The 19,582-nt window shown below is 55.8% G+C and carries 18 protein-coding genes; 6 read left to right on the top strand and 12 right to left on the bottom strand.

Going from position 1 to position 19,582, the window contains the following annotated elements:
- Positions 1-55: 55 nt before the first annotated feature.
- Positions 56-2,143, top strand: a complete 2,088-nt coding sequence (locus tag PUZ33_RS09170; protein WP_058680304.1) for a YccS/YhfK family putative transporter — start codon at positions 56-58, stop codon at positions 2,141-2,143.
- Here the strand turns inward: PUZ33_RS09170 and argD are convergent.
- From argD to ppiA, 4 genes are all read right to left on the bottom strand, one after another.
- Positions 2,140-3,360 carry a bifunctional acetylornithine/succinyldiaminopimelate transaminase gene (gene argD / locus PUZ33_RS09165; RefSeq protein ID WP_173647449.1) on the bottom strand — a complete coding sequence of 407 codons (1,221 nt, stop codon included), beginning with the start codon at positions 3,358-3,360 and terminating at the stop codon, positions 2,140-2,142. The two genes, PUZ33_RS09170 and argD, sit on opposite strands and share 4 nt — an antisense overlap.
- Positions 3,361-3,446: 86 nt before the next feature.
- Positions 3,447-4,010 (bottom strand): aminodeoxychorismate synthase component 2, encoded by a 564-nt coding sequence (gene pabA / locus PUZ33_RS09160; RefSeq protein ID WP_013099059.1) that lies wholly within the window; start codon positions 4,008-4,010, stop codon positions 3,447-3,449.
- A 30-nt stretch (positions 4,011-4,040) separates the two neighbouring features.
- The gene (locus tag PUZ33_RS09155) at positions 4,041-4,625 is read right to left on the bottom strand and encodes a putative adenosine monophosphate-protein transferase Fic (RefSeq protein ID WP_013099060.1); all 585 of its coding nucleotides are present in this window, start codon (positions 4,623-4,625) and stop codon (positions 4,041-4,043) included.
- Positions 4,626-4,730: 105 nt separating this feature from the next.
- On the bottom strand, positions 4,731-5,303 hold the full coding sequence (gene ppiA / locus PUZ33_RS09150) for a peptidylprolyl isomerase A (protein ID WP_013099061.1): 573 nt from the start codon (positions 5,301-5,303) through the stop codon (positions 4,731-4,733).
- A gap of 278 nt (positions 5,304-5,581) precedes the next feature.
- On the opposite strand from ppiA, the gene tsgA reads away from it, so the two are divergent.
- Positions 5,582-6,766 carry an MFS transporter TsgA gene (gene tsgA / locus PUZ33_RS09145; protein ID WP_013099062.1) on the top strand — a complete coding sequence of 395 codons (1,185 nt, stop codon included), beginning with the start codon at positions 5,582-5,584 and terminating at the stop codon, positions 6,764-6,766.
- 18 nt (positions 6,767-6,784) lie between these two features.
- Here tsgA and PUZ33_RS09140 read toward each other — a convergent pair whose 3' ends face one another.
- Positions 6,785-8,086 carry a cytosine deaminase gene (locus PUZ33_RS09140; protein ID WP_023619836.1) on the bottom strand — a complete coding sequence of 434 codons (1,302 nt, stop codon included), beginning with the start codon at positions 8,084-8,086 and terminating at the stop codon, positions 6,785-6,787.
- A 241-nt stretch (positions 8,087-8,327) separates the two neighbouring features.
- Between PUZ33_RS09140 and nirB the strand changes: the two genes are divergently transcribed.
- The 4 genes from nirB to PUZ33_RS09120 all read left to right on the top strand — a co-directional run bounded on the left by nirB (position 8,328) and on the right by PUZ33_RS09120 (position 13,019).
- Positions 8,328-10,871 carry a nitrite reductase large subunit NirB gene (gene nirB, locus PUZ33_RS09135; protein WP_013099064.1) on the top strand — a complete coding sequence of 848 codons (2,544 nt, stop codon included), beginning with the start codon at positions 8,328-8,330 and terminating at the stop codon, positions 10,869-10,871.
- Positions 10,868-11,194, top strand: coding sequence for a nitrite reductase small subunit NirD (gene nirD / locus PUZ33_RS09130; RefSeq protein ID WP_013099065.1), 327 nt, complete (start codon positions 10,868-10,870; stop codon positions 11,192-11,194). The genes nirB and nirD overlap by 4 nt, the downstream gene beginning before the upstream one ends.
- Positions 11,195-11,329: 135 nt before the next feature.
- The gene (cysG, locus tag PUZ33_RS09125; RefSeq protein WP_058680302.1) at positions 11,330-12,703 is read left to right on the top strand and encodes a siroheme synthase CysG; all 1,374 of its coding nucleotides are present in this window, start codon (positions 11,330-11,332) and stop codon (positions 12,701-12,703) included.
- A gap of 145 nt (positions 12,704-12,848) precedes the next feature.
- A complete protein-coding gene (locus PUZ33_RS09120; protein WP_008503029.1) occupies positions 12,849-13,019 on the top strand; it encodes a YhfL family protein in 171 nt (56 codons plus the stop codon).
- A 145-nt stretch (positions 13,020-13,164) separates the two neighbouring features.
- On the opposite strand, the gene trpS is transcribed toward PUZ33_RS09120, so the two are convergent.
- The 7 genes from trpS to aroK form a co-directional block, all read right to left on the bottom strand.
- Positions 13,165-14,169 (bottom strand): tryptophan--tRNA ligase, encoded by a 1,005-nt coding sequence (trpS, locus tag PUZ33_RS09115; protein ID WP_020687783.1) that lies wholly within the window; start codon positions 14,167-14,169, stop codon positions 13,165-13,167.
- Positions 14,162-14,923, bottom strand: a complete 762-nt coding sequence (gene gph / locus PUZ33_RS09110) for a phosphoglycolate phosphatase (RefSeq protein WP_013099068.1) — start codon at positions 14,921-14,923, stop codon at positions 14,162-14,164. Before gph ends, trpS begins: the two co-directional genes overlap by 8 nt.
- Complete coding sequence (gene rpe, locus PUZ33_RS09105; protein ID WP_008503032.1) at positions 14,916-15,593, bottom strand: ribulose-phosphate 3-epimerase; 678 nt, start codon at positions 15,591-15,593, stop codon at positions 14,916-14,918. The genes gph and rpe overlap by 8 nt, the downstream gene beginning before the upstream one ends.
- A gap of 41 nt (positions 15,594-15,634) precedes the next feature.
- Positions 15,635-16,447 (bottom strand): adenine-specific DNA-methyltransferase, encoded by an 813-nt coding sequence (gene dam / locus PUZ33_RS09100; protein ID WP_013099069.1) that lies wholly within the window; start codon positions 16,445-16,447, stop codon positions 15,635-15,637.
- A gap of 67 nt (positions 16,448-16,514) precedes the next feature.
- Positions 16,515-17,816, bottom strand: a complete 1,302-nt coding sequence (damX, locus tag PUZ33_RS09095; RefSeq protein WP_029882161.1) for a cell division protein DamX — start codon at positions 17,814-17,816, stop codon at positions 16,515-16,517.
- Positions 17,817-17,908: 92 nt separating this feature from the next.
- Positions 17,909-18,997 carry a 3-dehydroquinate synthase gene (gene aroB / locus PUZ33_RS09090; RefSeq protein WP_058680301.1) on the bottom strand — a complete coding sequence of 363 codons (1,089 nt, stop codon included), beginning with the start codon at positions 18,995-18,997 and terminating at the stop codon, positions 17,909-17,911.
- A 57-nt stretch (positions 18,998-19,054) separates the two neighbouring features.
- Positions 19,055-19,576 (bottom strand): shikimate kinase AroK, encoded by a 522-nt coding sequence (gene aroK / locus PUZ33_RS09085; protein ID WP_003861630.1) that lies wholly within the window; start codon positions 19,574-19,576, stop codon positions 19,055-19,057.
- Positions 19,577-19,582 lie beyond the last annotated feature (6 nt).

Here is a 19,582-nt window from a genome sequence, read left to right as displayed (position 1 = left end):
CCGATAAAACGGCGTGCCATCGCAAGGTGTCACGCCGTTTTTGTCTCTACTCCCCATGTGGCGCAGGCTGATTTATCACCCGGAAGTTAACTACGCACTGCGACAAACGCTGGTGTTGTGCCTTCCTGTGGCCGTGGGCCTGATCCTTGGGCATCTTCAGCAGGGGCTGCTGTTTTCACTGGTTCCCGCCTGCTGCAACATTGCCGGTCTCGACACCCCGCATAAGCGTTTTTTCAAACGTCTGATTATCGGCGGTTCGCTGTTTGCCGGGTGTAGCCTGGCCGTGCAGCTTTTGCTGGCCCGCGATATTCCGCTGCCGCTGATCCTGAGCGTGCTGGCGATGACGCTGGGAGTGACCGCCGAAATCAGTTCGCTGCACGCGCGTTTACTGCCCGCCTCACTCATCGCGGCCATCTTTACCCTGAGTCTCGCAGGTAATATGCCGGTGTGGGAGCCGCTGCTGATCTACGCCCTCGGTACGCTATGGTATGGCCTGTTTAACTGGTTCTGGTTCTGGCTGTGGCGGGAACAGCCGCTGCGTGAATCCCTGAGCCTGCTCTATGTCCAGCTTGCGGAGTACTGCGAAGCCAAATATACGCTGCTGACCCAGCATACCGACCCGGAAAAATCGCTACCGCCGCTGCTGACGCGCCAGCAGAAGGTGGTGGATCTGATAAGCCAGTGCTACCAGCAACTGCATATGCTGGCCGCCAACAAGAACCACGAATATAAACGGCTGCTGCGCACCTTCCAGGTGGGGCTGGATCTGCAGGAGCATATCTCCGTGAGCCTGCACCACCCGAAGGAGGTGCAAAAGCTGGTGGAGCGCAGCCATGCCGAAGCGGTGATCCGCTGGAACGCGCAGACCGTGTCCGCACGCCTGCGGGTACTGGCCGACGACATTCTTTATCACCGTTACCCCACCCGCTTTAACATGGACAAGCAGCTCGGCGCACTGGACAAAATCGCCCGCCAGCATGAGGATAACCCGGTAGGCCAGTTTGCCGCCTGGCACTTCAGCCGTATTGCCCGCGTCCTGCGTACCCAGCGCCCGCTCTATCCCCGCGATCTGATGGCGGATAAGCAAAAGCGCCTGCCGCTGCTGCCTGCGCTTAAAAGCTATCTCTCGTTTAAATCTTCCGCCCTGCGCAACGCCGCCCGGATTAGCGTGATGCTGAGCATCGCCAGCCTGATGGGCATGGCGCTGCATTTGCCCAAACCCTACTGGATATTAATGACGGTACTGTTTGTCACCCAGAACGGCTACGGCGCCACGCGAGTGCGTATTCTGCACCGGGCGGGCGGAACCATGGCGGGGTTGATTATCGCCGGCGTAACGCTGCACTTCCACGTGCCGGAAGGCTATACGCTGGCAGGCATGCTATTGATCACCCTGGTGAGCTACCTGATCATCCGCAAAAACTACGGCTGGGCGATGGTGGGCTTTACGGTCACGGCGGTATACACCCTGCAATTGCTTACGCTCAATGGCGAACAATTTATTGTCGCCAGGCTTATCGATACCCTGATTGGCTGTCTGATTGCCTTTGGTGGTATGGTCTGGCTGTGGCCACAATGGCAAAGCGGCCTGCTCAGGCAGAACGCCCACGACGCGCTGGAGGCCGACCAGCAGGCTATCCGCCTGATCCTGAGCGACGATCCGCAGCCCTCCCCGCTGGCGTATCAGCGGATGAAGGTCAACCAGGCACATAACGCCCTGTTCAACTCGCTGAATCAGGCGATGCAGGAGCCCGGCTTTAACTCGCACTATCTGGCGGATATGAAGCTCTGGGTAACGCACAGCCAGTTCATCGTCGAACATATCAACGCGATGACCACGCTGGCGCGTGAACATACCATGCTAACGCCAGACCTGGCGCAGCGCTATTTGCAGTCGTGTGAGATTGCCCTGCAGCGGTGTCAGCAGCGTCTGGAGTATGACGCGCCGGGTGAATCAGGGGATTCGAACATTCTGGAAGCGCCGGAAACGCTCACCCACGGGCCAATGAGCACGCTGGAGCAGCATCTGCAGCGCATTCTGGGGCATCTGAACACCATGCACACCATTTCGTCGGTGGCATGGCGTCAGCGTCCGCATCACGGCATTTGGTTAACGCGGCGGTTAAAACGAACCGAGTATTAGCCTTTAACGATCTTCGCGACCGCCGCAGCAAAGCGGGTTAATCCATCTTCAATATCCTTCTCTTCAACCACCAGCGACGGCGCAAAGCGCATCACGTCCGGGCCGGCGTTGAGCACCATCACCCCTTCGTGAGCAGCGGCGTGCAGGAAATCGCGCGCGCGGCCTTTGTACTGCGGCTTCAGCTCTGCGCCAATCAGCAGTCCCATGCCACGGATCTCGCTGAAGACGTCGTACGTTTCGTCGATCTGCTGCAGATGTTTCACGAACAGCTCGCGCTTCGCCTGAACGCCGCTTAATACCTCCGGCGTATTGATGATATCAAACGCCGCACCGGCGATGGCGCAGGCCAGCGGGTTTCCGCCGTAGGTGGAGCCGTGTGAGCCAACGTGGAACGCGGAGGCGATCTCCTGGGTGGTGAGCACCGCGCTGACCGGGAAGCCGCCGCCGAGCGCTTTGGCGCTGGTCAGAATATCCGGCGTCACGCCGTAGTGCATATAGGCGAACAGGGAGCCTGTACGTCCCATCCCGCTCTGGACCTCATCAAACACCAGCAGCGCCTGATGCTGATCGCACAGCGCGCGCAGCCCTTTGAGGAATTCCGGCGTTGCCGCCGTCACGCCGCCTTCCCCCTGAATCGGCTCAACCACGACCGCGCAGGTATGGTCATCCATCACTGCTTTCACCGCATGCAGATCGTTAAACGGTACATGAATGATATCGGCGGGTTTCGGACCAAAACCGTCGGAATACTTCGGCTGGCCGCCAACGGAAACGGTAAACAGCGAACGACCGTGGAAAGCGTTATGGAAAGCGATGATTTTGGTTTTGTACGGGCTGTGGCGTGTGGAAGCATAGTAGCGCGCCAGCTTGAAGGCGGTTTCGTTGGCTTCGGTCCCGGAGTTCATAAACAGCACGCGCTCGGCGAAAGTCGCGTCAATGATCTTGCGCCCCAGGCGCAACGCCGGTTCGTTGGTAAAGACATTGCTGGTGTGCCACAGGGTTTCGCCCTGGGTTTTCAGTGCCTCGACCAGTGCAGGATGGCAATGCCCCAGCGCCGTCACCGCAATCCCCCCGGCGAAATCCACGTACTCTTTCCCCTGCTGATCCCAGACGCGGCTGCCTTTTCCCTTTACCGGGATAAACTCGGCCGGTGCATAAATCGGCAGAATGACTTCATCGAATGTCGCGCGGGTAATTGCAGATTGTTCAGTTGCCATGTCATGACCATCCATTTTATGTCACATTGATTGTGAAAATATAATCACAAAATATGCATAAAAAATCACAGTAAGGCAACAGATATTCAGCGATTGAGGAAATTAGCCAGCAGCTGGTGCCCCTGTTCGCTGAGAATACTCTCCGGGTGGAACTGCACCCCTTCGAGATCCCATTCACGATGGCGAATGCCCATGATCTCCTGCGTCTCGCTCCAGGCGGTCACCTCAAAGCAGTCGGGCAGCGTCGGCGGGTCAATCACCAGAGAATGGTAGCGCGTGACGGTTAACGGGTTATTTAACCCACTAAACACGCCTGTGCCGGTGTGGGTAACCGGTGAGGTTTTACCGTGCATCACCCTGGCAGCACGGACAATGGTGGCGCCAAACACCTGCCCGATGGCCTGATGGCCAAGGCAGACGCCAAGAATCGGCAGCCTGCCGGCGTAGTGGCGGATCACATCCAGAGAGATTCCCGATTCCGATGGGGTACACGGCCCCGGCGAGATAACGATTTTCTTTGGGGCCAGCGCGTCAATCTCGGTCAGGCTGATGTCGTCGTTACGGCGGACAACCACCTCTGCACCCAGTTCACAAAAATACTGGTAAAGGTTCCAGGTGAAGGAATCGTAGTTATCAATCAGCAGAATCATGGCGGCTCCCGAAAAAAATGCCGCCCTATTCTACTCAGATTCCCGCGCTTCGCTCACTACTTTGGCAAAGATAGCGTTCAGGGCGGACAAATCTCCCGTTGCGCCGCTCTGGTTAGCCGCGACCCACTGCTCAGGATCGATATCGCGCCAGTCCAGCAGGTAACCCGCATGGATCGCCAGCTGTTCAAAGAAAACACGCTGCGCAATGCCATTACCGCTCGCAAAAGGATGCAGCATATTGATTTCACAATAGTAATGGCTTATCCGCTCGATAAACTCCTCTTTCTGAAGACCCACCAGGTACCGGTCGCTTTCCAGTGCCGACATCAATTCATTGCCCATCTTCTCAATGTATTCGAAATGGCAAAAAGGAATGTCCCCTTTGAAAATATCGTCCGTACGGTATTCACCTGCCCGTTTCATCTCTCTGCGATACAGATGGCGGTGAATAAGGCACAGATGGGGCAACCCAGGCGCTGAAGGCCCAAGTTCCAGCGTCTCAATCTGGGGATCTGAAGGACCATGACCCTTTTCAAGGAGACAACTGGCCTGAAAATTGACGTTACGCTGCTGCTCCCAGAGACGGGATTTTTGCTTATCGGTGAGTTTTTTCACTTAACGCCTCCCTGAATATGTCCGTTTGCCAAAGTATAAGCAGCAAAACGCGCTTTCGCAGGGAGGGCTAACAACACGGGCGAGACGCGCCCGTGTCAAAGAGGATTACGGCAGTACTTTTGCAGAGAGGATCACGACCGGTTTGGATGGCACATTCTGGTATGGCCCAACGTCGTGGGTCTGTACCTGAGAAATCTTGTCCGCCACGTCCATCCCTTTTACCACTTTACCAAACACCGCATAGCCGAAGTCACGCTGGCCGTGGTCGAGGAAGGCGTTATCCGCCACGTTGATAAAGAACTGGCTGGTAGCGCTGTCTTTATCCGCCGTACGCGCCATGGCGATGGTGCCACGGGTGTTCAGCAGGCCGTTGTCCGCTTCGTTTTTGATCGGTGGATTCGGCTGTTTCTGCTGCATCTGCTCGTTGAAACCGCCGCCCTGCACCATAAAGCCTGGGATCACGCGGTGGAAGGTGGTGTTGTTGTAAAAGCCGCTGTTTACGTAGTCGAGGAAGTTTTTCACAGAAACCGGGGCTTTCTGGCTATTCAGTTCCAGCTCAATATTCCCTGCGGAGGTGGTCAGCAGAACATGAGGGTCCCCTTTTGCTGCCAGCGCAGCCGGGGAAACGGCAGAAAGAGCAAACACAGCTGCGACAGCCGCCAGTGTTGATTTGAGCATGAGAATTCCTTAACAAAGCGCAGTATAAAAAGCGAATGGCTTGATTCTAAAGAGCAGTATGAACGGAGACCAGCCTTTTACCTAATTTTACGAAATTGAAACAGTTGTTACCGCGCAAACGATTGGTTATGACGCAATTTTATGTGATCACGATCACATAAAAACCTGCAATGAAGATCATATTTTCTTTAAAAGATATGAATGGATCACTTTCGCGACTAAAATCTGCCCGCTCTCAGCGCCTATCCGGCGCTTTTCTTTTCCTGAACAGGCCAGACATGACTAACAGCAATCGTATCAAGCTCACATGGATCAGCTTCTTCTCCTACGCCCTGACCGGCGCGTTGGTGATCGTCACCGGGATGGTGATGGGAAATATCGCAGACTACTTCCAGCTGCCCGTTTCCAGCATGAGTAACACCTTCACCTTCCTCAACGCGGGGATCCTGATCTCCATTTTCCTGAATGCCTGGCTGATGGAAATTGTTCCGCTGAAAACGCAGCTGCGTTTTGGTTTTGTGCTGATGGTCGCCGCCGTGGCGGGTCTGATGCTGAGCCACAGCATCGCCCTGTTCTCCGCCGCCATGTTCGTGCTCGGTCTGGTCAGCGGGATCACCATGTCGATTGGTACCTTCCTGATTACCCATATGTATGAAGGCCGTCAGCGCGGCGCGCGCCTGCTGTTTACCGACTCCTTCTTCAGCATGGCCGGGATGATTTTCCCGATGGTCGCGGCCGTTCTGCTGGCGCGCAGCATTGAGTGGTACTGGGTCTACGCCTGTATCGGCCTGGTTTACGTGGCCATCTTCATCCTGACCTTCGGCTGCGAATTCCCGGTTCTGGGTAAAAAAGCACAGACCACGGCAGAGCCTGTGGCGAAAGAGAAATGGGGTATCGGCGTACTGTTCCTCTCCATTGCCGCACTGTGCTACATCCTGGGTCAACTGGGCTTTATCTCCTGGGTGCCGGAATACGCCAAAGGTCTGGGCATGAGCCTGAACGACGCGGGTAAACTGGTGAGCGATTTCTGGATGTCTTACATGTTTGGCATGTGGGCGTTTAGCTTCATCCTGCGCTTCTTCGATCTGCAGCGCATCCTGACCGTGCTGGCAGGCCTGGCTACCGTGCTGATGTATCTGTTCATCAACGGTTCCCCGGACCACATGCCGTGGTTCATTCTGACCCTGGGCTTCTTCTCCAGCGCCATTTATACGTCGATCATCACCCTGGGCTCCCTGCAGACCAAAGTGGCCTCGCCGAAGCTGGTGAACTTCGTCCTGACCTGCGGCACCATCGGCACCATGCTGACCTTTGTGGTGACGGGCCCGATCGTCGCCCACAGCGGTCCGCTGGCGGCGCTGCACACCGCTAATGGCCTGTACGCCGTGGTGTTCATCATGTGCTTCATCCTGGGCTTTGTAACCCGCCACCGCCAGCATAACGCTGCAGCGGCGTCGCACTAATCCCTGCGCCCCTCTGCGCTACGCAGAGGGGCTGTTTCTGGCAAAACTTATCTCTTCTCCCCCGCTATCCATCTGGATCCAGGTCTGCGCCAGCTGCGTGGTGGCAATAATCCGCCCCTGCCGAATGGACCAGCGCACCGGCACCTGACAGCGTACCGCCTCAAACCCACTCTCTGCAGGCAAAATCACCAGGTTCGCCGGGTTCCCCGTCTCAATACCGTAATCGCTCAGGCCAAAGGTGCGGGCGCTGTTATGGGTGATCAGGTTCAGGCCGCTGTCAATTTGCGGATATCCCATCATCTGACAGACGTGCAGCCCCATATGCAGCACCTGCAGCATATTGCCGGTACCGAGCGGATACCATGGATCAAACACATCATCATGACCAAAGCAGACGTTAATGCCCGCCGCCTGTAGCTCCTTCACGCGGGTAATGCCCCGACGCTTCGGATAGTCGTCAAAGCGCCCCTGCAGGTGGATATTCACCAGCGGATTCGCCACGAAGTTAATACCCGACATCTTCAGCAGGCGGAACAGCCGCGAGGTGTACGCGCCATTGTAAGAGTGCATGGCGGTGGTGTGGCTGGCCGTGACCCGCGCGCCAATGCCAGCTTCATAGGCCAGCGTGGCGACCGTCTCCACAAAGCGGGACTGCTCATCGTCGATTTCATCACAATGAATATCCAGCGGACGGTCGTATTTCTTCGCCAGGTCAAAGGCGATATGCAGGGACTGCACGCCGTATTCCCGGGTGAATTCGAAGTGCGGGATGGCACCCACCACATCCGCGCCCAGCGTTAATGCCTCTTCCAGCAGCGCCGCGCCGTTCGGGTAAGAGAGAATGCCTTCCTGAGGGAATGCCACGATTTGCAGCGTCACCCACGGGGCGACCTCCTGTTTAACCTCCAGCATCGCCTTCAGGGCGGTAAGCGTCGGGTCGGAGACATCCACGTGGGTGCGGACAAACTGGATCCCGTTGGCAATTTGCCACTTCAGCGTTTTCCATGCGCGCGCTTTGACATCTTCATGGCTGAGCAGCGCCTTACGCTCCGCCCAGCGTTCAATCCCTTCAAACAGCGTGCCGGACTGGTTCCAGTGTGGCTCGCCCGCCGTCTGCGTGGTATCCAGGTGAATATGTGGCTCAATAAACGGTGGAATAGCAAGTCCGCCGCGGGCATTCAAGACCTCATAGCTTTCGCTGTGGGTCTCGTCCATGGGCGTGATAGCACCAAACCGACCGTTCTCGATGGCGATCTGCCACAGCCCTTCGCGATCCGGTAAACGAACATTCTGCACAAGCCAAAGCGGTGATGTAGACATACCTTTCCCCTGAAAAACGCGGCTGAAATTAAGGAGTACCTGTTTTTCCAAAAATAGCCACTCTTTTTGTACATAAAATCGACGACAACGAAAAGCCAGCGATTTCCATAACTTAGAAAAATCCTGACAAATCATACATCTACCACCTAGGGAGTAGGCGAAGGCGTATTTGATTTGCATCAATAAGTGCCCCTGCTGAATCGTTAAGGTAGGCAGTAATAGAAAAGAAATCGAGGCAAAAATGAGCAAAGTCAGACTCGCTATCATCGGTAACGGCATGGTCGGCCACCGCTTTATTGAGGATCTTCTCGATAAAGCCAGCGCTGAGCAGTTCGATATTACCGTGTTCTGTGAAGAACCCCGCAAGGCGTACGACCGTGTGCACTTGTCTTCCTACTTCTCCCATCATACCGCCGAAGAGCTCTCTCTGGTGCGTGAAGGTTTCTATGAGAAGCATGGCGTAAAAGTGCTGGTGGGCGAACGCGCTATCACCATCAACCGTCAGGAGAAAGTGATCCACTCCAGCGCTGGCCGTACGGTTTTTTACGACAAGCTGATCATGGCGACTGGCTCATATCCGTGGATCCCGCCTATCAAAGGTTCGGAAACGCAGGATTGCTTCGTTTACCGTACCATTGAAGATCTTAACGCCATCGAATCCTGCGCACGCCGCAGTAAACGCGGCGCGGTGGTCGGGGGCGGCCTGCTGGGTCTGGAAGCAGCCGGAGCGTTGAAAAACCTCGGCGTTGAAACGCACGTCATCGAATTTGCCCCGATGCTGATGGCCGAACAGCTGGACCACATGGGTGGCGATCAGCTGCGCCGTAAGATTGAAAGCATGGGCGTGAAAGTCCATACCAGCAAAAACACCAAAGAGATTGTGCAGGAAGGCACCGAAGCGCGTAAAACCATGCGCTTTGCCGACGGCAGCGAGCTCGAAGTTGACTTTATCGTCTTCTCCACCGGTATTCGTCCACGCGACAAGCTGGCCACCCAGTGCGGTCTGGCGGTTGCCCAGCGCGGCGGGATCATGGTGAACGATACCTGCCAGACCTCCGACCCGGATATCTATGCTATCGGCGAATGTGCCAGCTGGAATAACCGTGTGTACGGTCTGGTGGCGCCGGGCTACAAAATGGCGCAGGTCGCCGTTGACCATATCCTCGGAAACGAAAACGCCTTCGAAGGCGCGGACTTGAGCGCCAAGCTCAAGCTGCTGGGCGTGGACGTGGGCGGCATCGGCGATGCGCATGGCCGCACGCCGGGCGCGCGCAGCTACGTTTATCTCGACGAGAGCAAAGAGATCTATAAACGCCTGATCGTCAGCCAGGACAACAAAACCCTGCTCGGTGCGGTGCTGGTGGGCGACACCAGCGACTACGGCAACCTGCTGCAACTGGTGCTGAACGCCATCGAACTGCCGGAGAATCCGGACGCGCTGATCCTCCCGGCGCACGCTTCCAGCGGCAAGCCGTCTATCGGCGTCGATAAACTGCCGGACAGCGCGCAGATCTGCTCCTGCTTCGACGTCACCAAAGGCATGTTGATCTCCGCCATCAACAAAGGCTGTCACACCGTTGCGGCGCTGAAAGCGGAAACCAAAGCCGGAACCGGCTGCGGCGGCTGTATTCCTCTGGTCACACAGGTGCTGAACGCCGAACTGGCGAAACAGGGCATCGAAGTGAACAACAACCTGTGCGAGCACTTCGCGTACTCTCGCCAGGAGCTGTATCACCTGATCCGCGTGGAAGGCATTAAATCCTTCGACGAACTGCTGGCCAAGCACGGCCAGGGCTATGGCTGCGAAGTGTGTAAACCGACCGTCGGCTCCCTGCTGGCCTCTTGCTGGAATGAGTACATCCTCAAACCAGAACATACGCCGCTGCAGGACACCAACGACAACTTCCTGGCAAATATCCAGAAAGACGGGACTTACTCCGTTATCCCACGCTCTGCGGGCGGTGAAATCACCCCGGAAGGGCTGGTGGCCGTGGGCCGTATCGCGCGTGAATTTAACCTCTACACCAAAATCACCGGTTCCCAGCGTATCGGCCTGTTTGGTGCACAGAAAGATGACCTGCCGGAGATCTGGCGTCAGCTGATTGAGGCGGGCTTCGAAACCGGTCACGCGTATGCCAAAGCGCTGCGCATGGCGAAAACCTGCGTGGGCAGCACCTGGTGCCGCTACGGCGTGGGCGACAGCGTGGGCTTCGGCGTCGAGCTGGAAAACCGCTACAAAGGCATTCGTACCCCGCACAAAATGAAGTTCGGCGTCTCCGGCTGTACCCGTGAATGTGCCGAAGCGCAGGGGAAAGACGTGGGGATCATCGCCACCGAGAAAGGCTGGAACCTGTACGTCTGCGGTAACGGCGGGATGAAACCACGCCACGCTGACCTGCTGGCGGCCGATCTTGACCACGACACGCTGATTCAGTATCTCGACCGCTTCATGATGTTCTACATCCGTACCGCCGACAAACTGACCCGTACCGCTTCCTGGCTGGATAATCTGGAGGGTGGCATCGACTACCTGAAGTCGGTCATCATCGACGACAAGCTGGGGCTTAACGAACATCTGGAAGCGGAGATGGCGCGCCTGCGCGCGGCGGTGATTTGCGAGTGGACGGAAACCGTCAACACGCCAGCGGCACAGACACGCTTCAAACACTTCATCAACAGCACCCAGCGCGACCCGAACGTGCAGGTAGTAGCAGAGCGCGAACAGCATCGTCCGGCGACACCTTATGAACGTATTCCGGTGACGCTGGTGGAGGAAAACGCATGAGCCAGTGGGTAAACATCTGCAACATTAACGACATTCTGCCGGCAACCGGCGTCTGTGCGCTGCTGGGAAACGAGCAGGTCGCGATTTTCCGCCCTCGCCACGACGAACAGGTTTTTGCCATCAGCAATATCGACCCGTTTTTTGAGGCCAGCGTCCTCTCCCGCGGGCTGATTGCCGAGCATCAGGGTGAACTGTGGGTCGCCAGTCCGCTGAAAAAACAGCGTTTCCGTTTAAGCGACGGACTGTGCATGGAAGATGAAAGCTACTCGGTGAAGCACTACGACGTTCGCGTGAAGGACGGCCAAGTGCAGTTAAAAGCCTAACCCCCCGCCTTTCCTATAGGAAAGGCTTATGACCCCTTATGGGTAACGGCAGGAAAAACCGTATGTTTCCGGCGATTCCTGCTGTTATTCTGACGTCAATTCTTACCCCCTCCATGAATGCTGTGAGGTAATGTCGTGGACCACCTGCCGATTTTCTGTCAATTACGCCATCGCGACTGCCTGCTTGTGGGTGGCGGCGATGTGGCTGAACGCAAAGCCCGCTTGCTGTTAGAGGCAGGTGCCCGTCTTACGGTTAACGCCCTCGCCTTCGCACCACAGTTTGAAGCCTGGGCGAAGGAAGGGATGCTCACGCTGAATCAGGGGGAGTTTAACGAGTCCCTGCTGGATACCTGCTGGCTGACTATTGCCGCGACGGATGACGATGAAGTGAATCAGCGCGTCAGCGATGCCTGCGAAGCGCGCCGTATATTCTGCAACGTGGTGGATGCGCCGAAAGAAGCCAGCTTTATCATGCCGTCGATAATCGACCGTTCACCGCTGATGATTGCGGTGTCGTCAGGTGGCCGCTCGCCGGTTCTCGCCCGCCTGCTGCGGGAAAAACTGGAAGCACTGCTGCCGCAACATCTTGGACAAATTGCCCACTATGCAGGGCAACTGCGTTCCCGGGTGAAGCAAACCTTCGCGACCGTGGGCGAGCGCCGTCGCTTCTGGGAAAAATTCTTCGTCAATGACCGGCTGGCCCAGTCGCTGGCCAATCAGGACGTGAAGGCGGTTGAAGAGACGACCGAGCAGTTACTCTCTGAACCGCTGGATCATCGTGGCGAGGTGGTGCTGGTAGGCGCAGGCCCCGGCGATGCGGGATTACTGACGCTGAAAGGACTCCAGCAGATCCAGCAGGCCGATACCGTTGTGTATGACCGTCTGGTCTCCGATGAGATCATGAATCTGGTACGTCGCGATGCGGACCGGGTGTTTGTGGGTAAACGTGCGGGTTATCACTGCGTGCCGCAGGAAGAGATTAATCAGATCCTGCTGCGGGAAGCGCAAAAAGGAAAACGTGTGGTGCGCCTGAAGGGCGGGGATCCGTTTATCTTTGGTCGCGGCGGCGAGGAACTGGAAACCCTGTGCAACGCAGGTATTCCATTCTCCGTGGTGCCTGGCATTACGGCGGCATCCGGTTGTTCGGCATACTCCGGCATTCCATTGACCCATCGTAATTACGCGCAGAGCGTGCGTCTGGTGACGGGGCACCTGAAAACCGGCAGCGAACTGGACTGGCACAACCTGGCCGCCGAAAATCAGACGCTGGTCTTCTATATGGGGCTGAATCAGGCCGCTACGATCCAGGCGAAATTACTGGAACACGGCATGGAAGCGGATATGCCCGTCGCGCTGGTGGAAAACGGCACCTCCATTAAGCAGCGCGTGGTAAATGGCGTGCTGACACAGCTGGGTGAGCTGGCGCAGCAGGTTGAAAGCCCGGCGCTGATAATAGTCGGCCGCGTGGTCGAGCTGCGCGATAAACTCAACTGGTTCTCAAATCACTAGCGCATATTCTCCCTTCTTCGAGTAGTCCTTAACCGGACTACTCCCCTGTTACTGCTGTCGATAACATACCTCCCGCGAAATGGAACTTTTCCATTTATTCCCTCGTGTTACATCCAATTTAGTTTTTTTAAGACAAGGAATGCGTATGTTCAAACTGGCTAAAGCTGCCGTTCTGGTAGGCCTGTTATCGACTCTGACGGCCTGCACCGGCCACGTGCAAAACACCAAAAATAACTGCAGCTACGATTACCTGCTGCACCCGGCGATCTCCATTTCGAAGATCATCGGGGGTTGTGGCCCGGCGGCACAGCAGTAAGCTGTTTTACAGGTGTAAAAAAACCGGGGATTCCCCGGTTTTTTTGTTTTGAAAAATGCGGCGTGATGCCCTCACCCTGGCCCTCTCCCACAGGGAGAGGGTACAAACCCTAAAAACGGTAACGCCGTTACCGTTTTGCTTTTACCTACGGCTTCGCAACAAATCCAATCGCTTCGTACACCGCTTTCAGGGTTTCTGACGCGCGCGCGCTGGCTTTTTCAGCGCCCTCTTTCATCACCTTCTGCAGGAAGGCTTCATCGTTACGGTAGCGGTGATAACGCTCCTGCAGCTCGGTCAGCATACCGGAAACGGCATCCGCCACTTCGCCTTTCAGGTGGCCGTACATCTTGCCTTCAAAGTGCTGCTCCAGCTCAGGAATGCTCTGGCCGGTCACACCGGAGAGGATATCCAGCAGGTTGGAGACCCCCGCTTTGTTCTGCACATCGTAGCGCACAACAGGCGGCTCGTCGGAGTCGGTCACGGCACGCTTGAGCTTTTTAACCACCGATTTCGGATCTTCCAGCAGGCCGATAACGTTGTTGCGGTTATCGTCAGACTTGGACATCTTTTTGGTCGGCTCCAGCAGCGACATCACGCGTGCACCGGATTTTGGAATAAATGGCTCTGGCACTTTGAACACTTCGCCATACAGCGCGTTAAAGCGCTGGGCGATATCACGGCTCAGCTCCAGGTGTTGCTTCTGGTCTTCACCCACCGGCACCTGGTTAGTCTGATACAGTAGAATGTCAGCCGCCATCAGCACCGGATAGTCAAACAGACCGGCGTTGATGTTCTCGGAATAGCGCGCGGATTTATCCTTGAACTGCGTCATACGGCTCAGTTCACCAAAGTAGGTGTAACAGTTCAGCGCCCAGCCAAGCTGTGCATGCTCCGGCACGTGAGACTGAACGAAGATGGTGCTCTTTTCAGGATCGATCCCGCAGGCCAGATAGAGCGCCAGGGTGTCCAGCGTGGCTTTACGCAGCTTCTCAGGATCCTGACGGGCGGTAATAGCATGCAGATCCACAATGCAGTAAATGCAATGGTAGTCATCCTGCATGCTAACCCACTGACGTAACGCACCCATGTAGTTACCAATGGTCAATTCACCTGACGGCTGGGCGCCACTAAAAACGATGGGCTTAGTCATTTTTCAATTCCTGATGTTCACTGTATGAAAGCCCGAGTGCGGGCAACAAATCTTTGAAGCGATCGAACACGACGTCCGGCTCACTCAGGGTAATGGCCTCACCGTAGTTGTAGCCATAGGTTAACCCCACGGAGGGACAACCCGCCGCTCTGGCAGCCAGAATATCATTGCGTGAATCACCGACAAAGAGCAGCTCAGCAGGTGTTAAGGATAATTTTCCTGCCACCAGCAACAGCGGTTCCGGGTGCGGCTTTTTATTCTGTACGTCATCACCGCCCACAATCACGGTAAAGTATTTCGCGATATCCAGCGCGTCCAGTAATGGCGCAACAAACGGGGTCGGCTTGTTGGTAACCAGCCCCAGCGGAATGCCTTTCGCATGCAGCGCGCTCAGCGTTTCCTTCACGTCCGGGAACAGGAAGCTGCCTTCTTCAACGGTTTCTTCGTAGAAACGGTCAAACAGTTTGCGCAGAATCCGTAGCTGTTCTTCCTGCGGGATATCCGCGTGATCAACGCTCGGTTTACCCTGTGCGGAACGTTGTGACGCACGCTCCTGCCGAGCCCACGTCAGGGCGCGCTCCATCAGGACATCTGCGCCATTACCAATCCACGTCACGACGCGATCTTCGCCCGCGACGGGCAGTTCAAGGGCGTACAGCGCCTGGTCGACGGCGCTCGTTAAGCCCGGCGCGCTGTCAACCAGCGTGCCATCGAGGTCAAATGCAATACCCCGGGTTGCCTGCAATTTATCCATGACTTACCTTCGCCAGCTCGCGGCGCATTTCATCTATAACTTTCTTGTAATCCGGTTGGTCGAAAATTGCCGAACCGGCAACGAACATATCCGCGCCCGCAGCCGCAATTTCACCAATGTTATTCACCTTCACGCCACCATCCACTTCCAGACGGATGTCATAGCCGGACTCATCAATACGACGGCGTACTTCACGCAGTTTATCGAGCGTGTGAGGAATGAATGACTGCCCGCCAAAGCCCGGGTTAACGGACATCAGCAAGATAACGTCCAGCTTATCCATCACATAGTCGAGATAGCTCAGCGGCGTTGCCGGGTTAAAGACCAGGCCCGCTTTACAGCCGTTTTCTTTAATCAGCTGCAGCGTGCGGTCAACGTGTTCAGACGCTTCCGGGTGGAAAGTAATGATACTGGCGCCCGCCGCGGCAAAATCAGGCACGATGCGGTCAACCGGTTTCACCATCAGATGGACGTCAATGGGCGCGGTAATACCGTAGTTACGCAGCGCCTTGAGCACCATGGGGCCAATGGTCAGATTAGGAACGTAGTGGTTATCCATAACGTCGAAATGGACGACATCCGCACCCGCGGCGAGCGCGTTAGCAGTGTCCTCACCCAGGCGGGCAAAATCGGCCGACAGAATTGAGGGAGCAATCAAAAACTGTTTCATCCGCATCTCCTTGAAATGTGTTTACCGGCGGGCAAAACGGCTCAGGGGCGATAAAGAGCCAGGAGTTCGTCCACCTTTTTACGTGTGCCGCCGTTGCTGCTAATGCTACGCCGCACTTTGACCTGAAAATGCTTCGCGGCTTTGTACCATTCGCGCGTATCAGGGGTATCGTGATTCGAAATTAACACCGGAATTCTTTTGCTGACCAGCTTTTCCGCCATCTCCGCCAGACGGGCCTGCTCGGCCGGACTGAAGCTGTTGGTGTGATAGGCGGTAAAATTCGCCGTCGCAGACAGCGGGGCGTAAGGCGGATCGCAGTAAACCACCGAGTCTACCCCCGCCAGTTCCATACACTCTTCATATGAGAGGCAGTGGAATTCTGCATTCTGCGCTTTTTCAGCAAAGTGATACAGCTCGTCCTGCGGGAAGTAAGGGCGCTTATAGCGGCCAAACGGCACGTTAAATTCCCCACGCAGATTATACCGGCACAGGCCGTTGTAACCATGGCGGTTGAGATAGAGGAACAACAGCGCCCGACGGAACGGATCCTGGCTCTGGTTAAACTCAGTGCGCAGCTGGTAGTAAACATCCGGATGATTGTTCTCGGGCGTAAACAGCTTGCGCGCCTCTTCCACATACTCATCGGTACGCAGTTTGACGATGTTATAGAGGCTGATGAGATCGCTGTTGATATCCGCCAGGATATAACGAGAAAAATCGGTGTTCAGGAACACCGATCCTGCGCCCACAAAGGGCTCGATAAGACACTCGCCTTTAGGCAGGTGCTTTTTAATATCATCAAGCAGGGGGTATTTCCCCCCTGCCCATTTCAGAAAAGCGCGATTTTTTTTCATGCTGACTAACTGATTACACCTTCTCCGGCTGTGGAGAAAGCTCCGACAGCATCCTGCGCTTTAAACATTACTTAAGATCGGCCTGAACCTGATGAATGGGCTTCGCCCACGGGTTTTTCGCCTGAACGTCTGCTGGCAGTGTCGCCACGGCACGTTTCGCTTCATCTTTAGAAGCATACACACCGCTCACCAGCACATACCACGGCTGCCCGTTACGGGTCGTCTGATAAACCACGTAGTTTTTCAGATTCGATTTCTTCGCCCAACCGTTGAGGTTGTCATAGTTGGACGAACTGCTCAGCTGCAGCGTGTAGTTACTGGATGGCGCAGATTTCAGTGAACCGACGTTACCCGTCGTTTTACCGGTTGTGCCAGCCGATGCTGTGGCGGTTGCAGCTGGAGCCGTTGTCGCCGCAGGTGCAGTGGTGGTGGCCGTGGCTTTCGGTGCAGTCTGCGTCACTGGCGCTTTTGCAGGCTCGCTTGCCGCAGCGGTTTCAGTCCGTTTCGGCTGCACCGGGGTTGCTTTGACTTCTGGTGCTTTTACCACAGCCTGAGGTTTGGTTTCACGCTTAGGTTCAATGACCGCCTGCTTACGTTCCTGACGTGGTGCAGTCTGAGTCTGACGCGGCTTGCTTTCCGTTGCTGCGGTTTGTGGCTGAGCGTTGCCACCGCGAACAGGCGCAACGGTTGCAGGTTCAGTTGGCAGCGTAGAGTTAACCACGACGTTATCCACCTGCTGCTGGTTTTGCGGCTGCATCAGCGCGTTGTTCAGATCGCCCTGAACTTCTACACGCTGCTGGCCTTCTGGCGTGGCAGGTGCCTGATTCTGAGCGGGGGTAGAAGAGACTGGCGGCAGGGAAACATCCTGCGGCGTCGTTGTGTTACTGGCGGTCTGCTCTGCGGAGGTGGTCCCCGGCGCTGGCTGTGCACCATTTGCCTGATCTGCCGCATCGTTACCGGAGAGGTTGATGCTCTTCTCAGTGGAAGCCGTTTGCTCGCCAGAATTCGTGGAAGGCGCTTTCAGCGCGGAGCCAATGCCGACAATCAGCAGCACAAGCACCAGAACGCCCAGTCCCATCATGATGTACTGGCGGGAGGCCGGTTTCTGCGCGGCCGCTTTTTTACGTTTACGCGGGCGACGCTCTACTGGCTCTTCGTCCATTGAATCTTCTTCGGACTCATAATCCTCTTCTTCTCGCTCATCACGCGCATTGCGGCTACGTGAAGGGCGACGATCGTCTGCATCCAGATCAACATCGTCAAAGTTGATCTGCGGCTCGTTATCACGTTCTGAAGATTGACGAGAACGACCAGTACGACGATCGCTGGGATCGGGTTTCAGCTCGTCTTCTGGTTTGAATTCATCCATTTAACACCCCACTCAAAGGCTTATGCCTACGACTTTGCATTTCGCCTGAAGCTAAACGACCACCGGTAACAGTGGCCTGACCTTTCTAGTTGTTACGCCTGCTGACAATCAGCGATAGCGCCAAGAACGACATCGTGCGGCACTCCGCCGCGCACTTCACTCTTCCCTATTGCAAGCGGGAGTACAAGACGCATCTCACCTGCCAATACTTTTTTATCGCGCATCATGTGGGGTAAATACGCTTGCGCCGACATCTCCTGCGGCCCGGTTACCGGCAAGCCAGCACGTTCCAGCAGTGCGATGATACGTGCCGTCTCTTCCGGTTTGAACTGACCCAGACGTTCGGAGGTACGGGCAGCCATCACCATGCCAGCAGCGACAGCTTCACCGTGGAGCCAGTTTCCGTAACCCATTTCGGCTTCAATCGCGTGGCCAAACGTATGCCCAAGATTCAGTAAAGCACGTAAGCCCGTTTCACGCTCGTCTGCTGCAACAACTTCTGCTTTCAGCTCACAACAACGGCGAATGCAGTATGCCAGTTTAGCCTCATCCAGGCACAGCAGCGCATCCATATTCTCTTCCAGCCAGTTAAAGAACTCGCCGTCGAGAATAATGCCGTATTTGATCACTTCAGCCAGGCCAGAGGCCAGTTCGCGTGCTGGCAGGGTTTTCAGACAGTCGAGATCCACCACCACCGAAGCAGGCTGGTAGAACGCGCCAATCATGTTTTTGCCGAGCGGATGGTTGACCGCGGTTTTGCCGCCAACGGAAGAGTCGACCTGAGACAGTAAGGTGGTCGGAATCTGAATAAAACGGACACCACGTTGATAGCTTGCTGCCGCAAAGCCCGTCAGATCGCCCACAACACCGCCGCCGAGAGCAAGCAGTGTCGTATCGCGACCATGGGGTTTTTGCAGCAATGCGGTAAAGACGGTATCCAGTACCGTCAGGCTTTTATACTGCTCGCCATCAGGCAGAATTACACTGTCGACCTTCACGCCCGCCTGCTCAAGCAGGTGGCGAACGCGGTCAAGATAAAGCGGAGCCAGCGTCTCATTGGTGACCAGCATCGCCTGATCACCCGCTTTCAGTGGTAAAAAGGAAGCTGGGTCGTTAAACAAACCAGCCGCGATGGTGATAGGGTAACTACGTTCCCCGAGAGTAACTGTAATCCTCTCCATGACGCGACATCCACCTTTAATGCTTTTACCCGCAGGCGAGTGTATATAAAGCCAGAATCAGTTGCTTTCCAGCATATGAATAATCTGGTTTGCAACCACTTTAGCGCTCTGATCATCAGTACGAATGGTCACATCAGCAATCTCTTCGTACAGAGGATTGCGTTCATCGGCCAACGCTTCCAGAACTTCGCGTGGTGGCGTTTCAACCTGCAGCAGCGGGCGCTTTTTATCGCGCTGCGTACGTGCCAGCTGTTTTTCAATGGTCGTCTCAAGATAGACCACTACGCCACGGGCGGAGAGACGGTTGCGGGTTTCGCGAGATTTTACAGAACCGCCGCCGGTCGCCAGCACGATGCCCTGTTTTTCCGTGAGTTCGTTGATCACTTTTTCTTCTCGGTCACGGAAACCTTCTTCGCCTTCTACATCGAAGACCCAGCCCACATCAGCTCCGGTTCGTTTCTCAATCTCTTGATCAGAATCGTAAAATTCCATATTGAGTTGTTGAGCTAACTGACGCCCAATAGTGCTTTTGCCGGCACCCATAGGCCCAACCAGAAAGATATTGCGTTTCTCTGCCATTTTTTC

Source organism: Enterobacter cloacae complex sp. 2022EL-00981 (genome assembly GCF_028737495.1).
In the GTDB taxonomy this organism is placed as follows: domain Bacteria; phylum Pseudomonadota; class Gammaproteobacteria; order Enterobacterales; family Enterobacteriaceae; genus Enterobacter; species Enterobacter cloacae.
The sequence above is the reverse complement of the archived record's forward strand: the minus strand, read 5'-3'. Positions and strand labels throughout refer to the sequence as shown.

Bases quoted from the DNA above. Each gene is read 5' to 3' on its own strand.
- tsgA (WP_013099062.1), top strand. From the start codon at position 5,582: ATGACTAACAGCAATCGTATCAAGCTCACATGGATCAGCTTCTTCTCC.
- PUZ33_RS09120 (WP_008503029.1), top strand. From the start codon at position 12,849: ATGTTCAAACTGGCTAAAGCTGCCGTTCTGGTAGGCCTGTTATCGACT.
- PUZ33_RS09170 (WP_058680304.1), top strand. From the start codon at position 56: ATGTGGCGCAGGCTGATTTATCACCCGGAAGTTAACTACGCACTGCGA.
- trpS (WP_020687783.1), bottom strand. From the start codon at position 14,169: ATGACTAAGCCCATCGTTTTTAGTGGCGCCCAGCCGTCAGGTGAATTG.
- rpe (WP_008503032.1), bottom strand. From the start codon at position 15,593: ATGAAACAGTTTTTGATTGCTCCCTCAATTCTGTCGGCCGATTTTGCC.
- dam (WP_013099069.1), bottom strand. From the start codon at position 16,447: ATGAAAAAAAATCGCGCTTTTCTGAAATGGGCAGGGGGGAAATACCCC.
- pabA (WP_013099059.1), bottom strand. From the start codon at position 4,010: ATGATTCTGCTGATTGATAACTACGATTCCTTCACCTGGAACCTTTAC.
- nirB (WP_013099064.1), top strand. From the start codon at position 8,328: ATGAGCAAAGTCAGACTCGCTATCATCGGTAACGGCATGGTCGGCCAC.
- PUZ33_RS09140 (WP_023619836.1), bottom strand. From the start codon at position 8,086: ATGTCTACATCACCGCTTTGGCTTGTGCAGAATGTTCGTTTACCGGAT.
- argD (WP_173647449.1), bottom strand. From the start codon at position 3,360: ATGGCAACTGAACAATCTGCAATTACCCGCGCGACATTCGATGAAGTC.
- nirD (WP_013099065.1), top strand. From the start codon at position 10,868: ATGAGCCAGTGGGTAAACATCTGCAACATTAACGACATTCTGCCGGCA.
- aroK (WP_003861630.1), bottom strand. From the start codon at position 19,576: ATGGCAGAGAAACGCAATATCTTTCTGGTTGGGCCTATGGGTGCCGGC.
- ppiA (WP_013099061.1), bottom strand. From the start codon at position 5,303: ATGCTCAAATCAACACTGGCGGCTGTCGCAGCTGTGTTTGCTCTTTCT.
- gph (WP_013099068.1), bottom strand. From the start codon at position 14,923: ATGGATAAATTGCAGGCAACCCGGGGTATTGCATTTGACCTCGATGGC.
- aroB (WP_058680301.1), bottom strand. From the start codon at position 18,997: ATGGAGAGGATTACAGTTACTCTCGGGGAACGTAGTTACCCTATCACC.
- damX (WP_029882161.1), bottom strand. From the start codon at position 17,816: ATGGATGAATTCAAACCAGAAGACGAGCTGAAACCCGATCCCAGCGAT.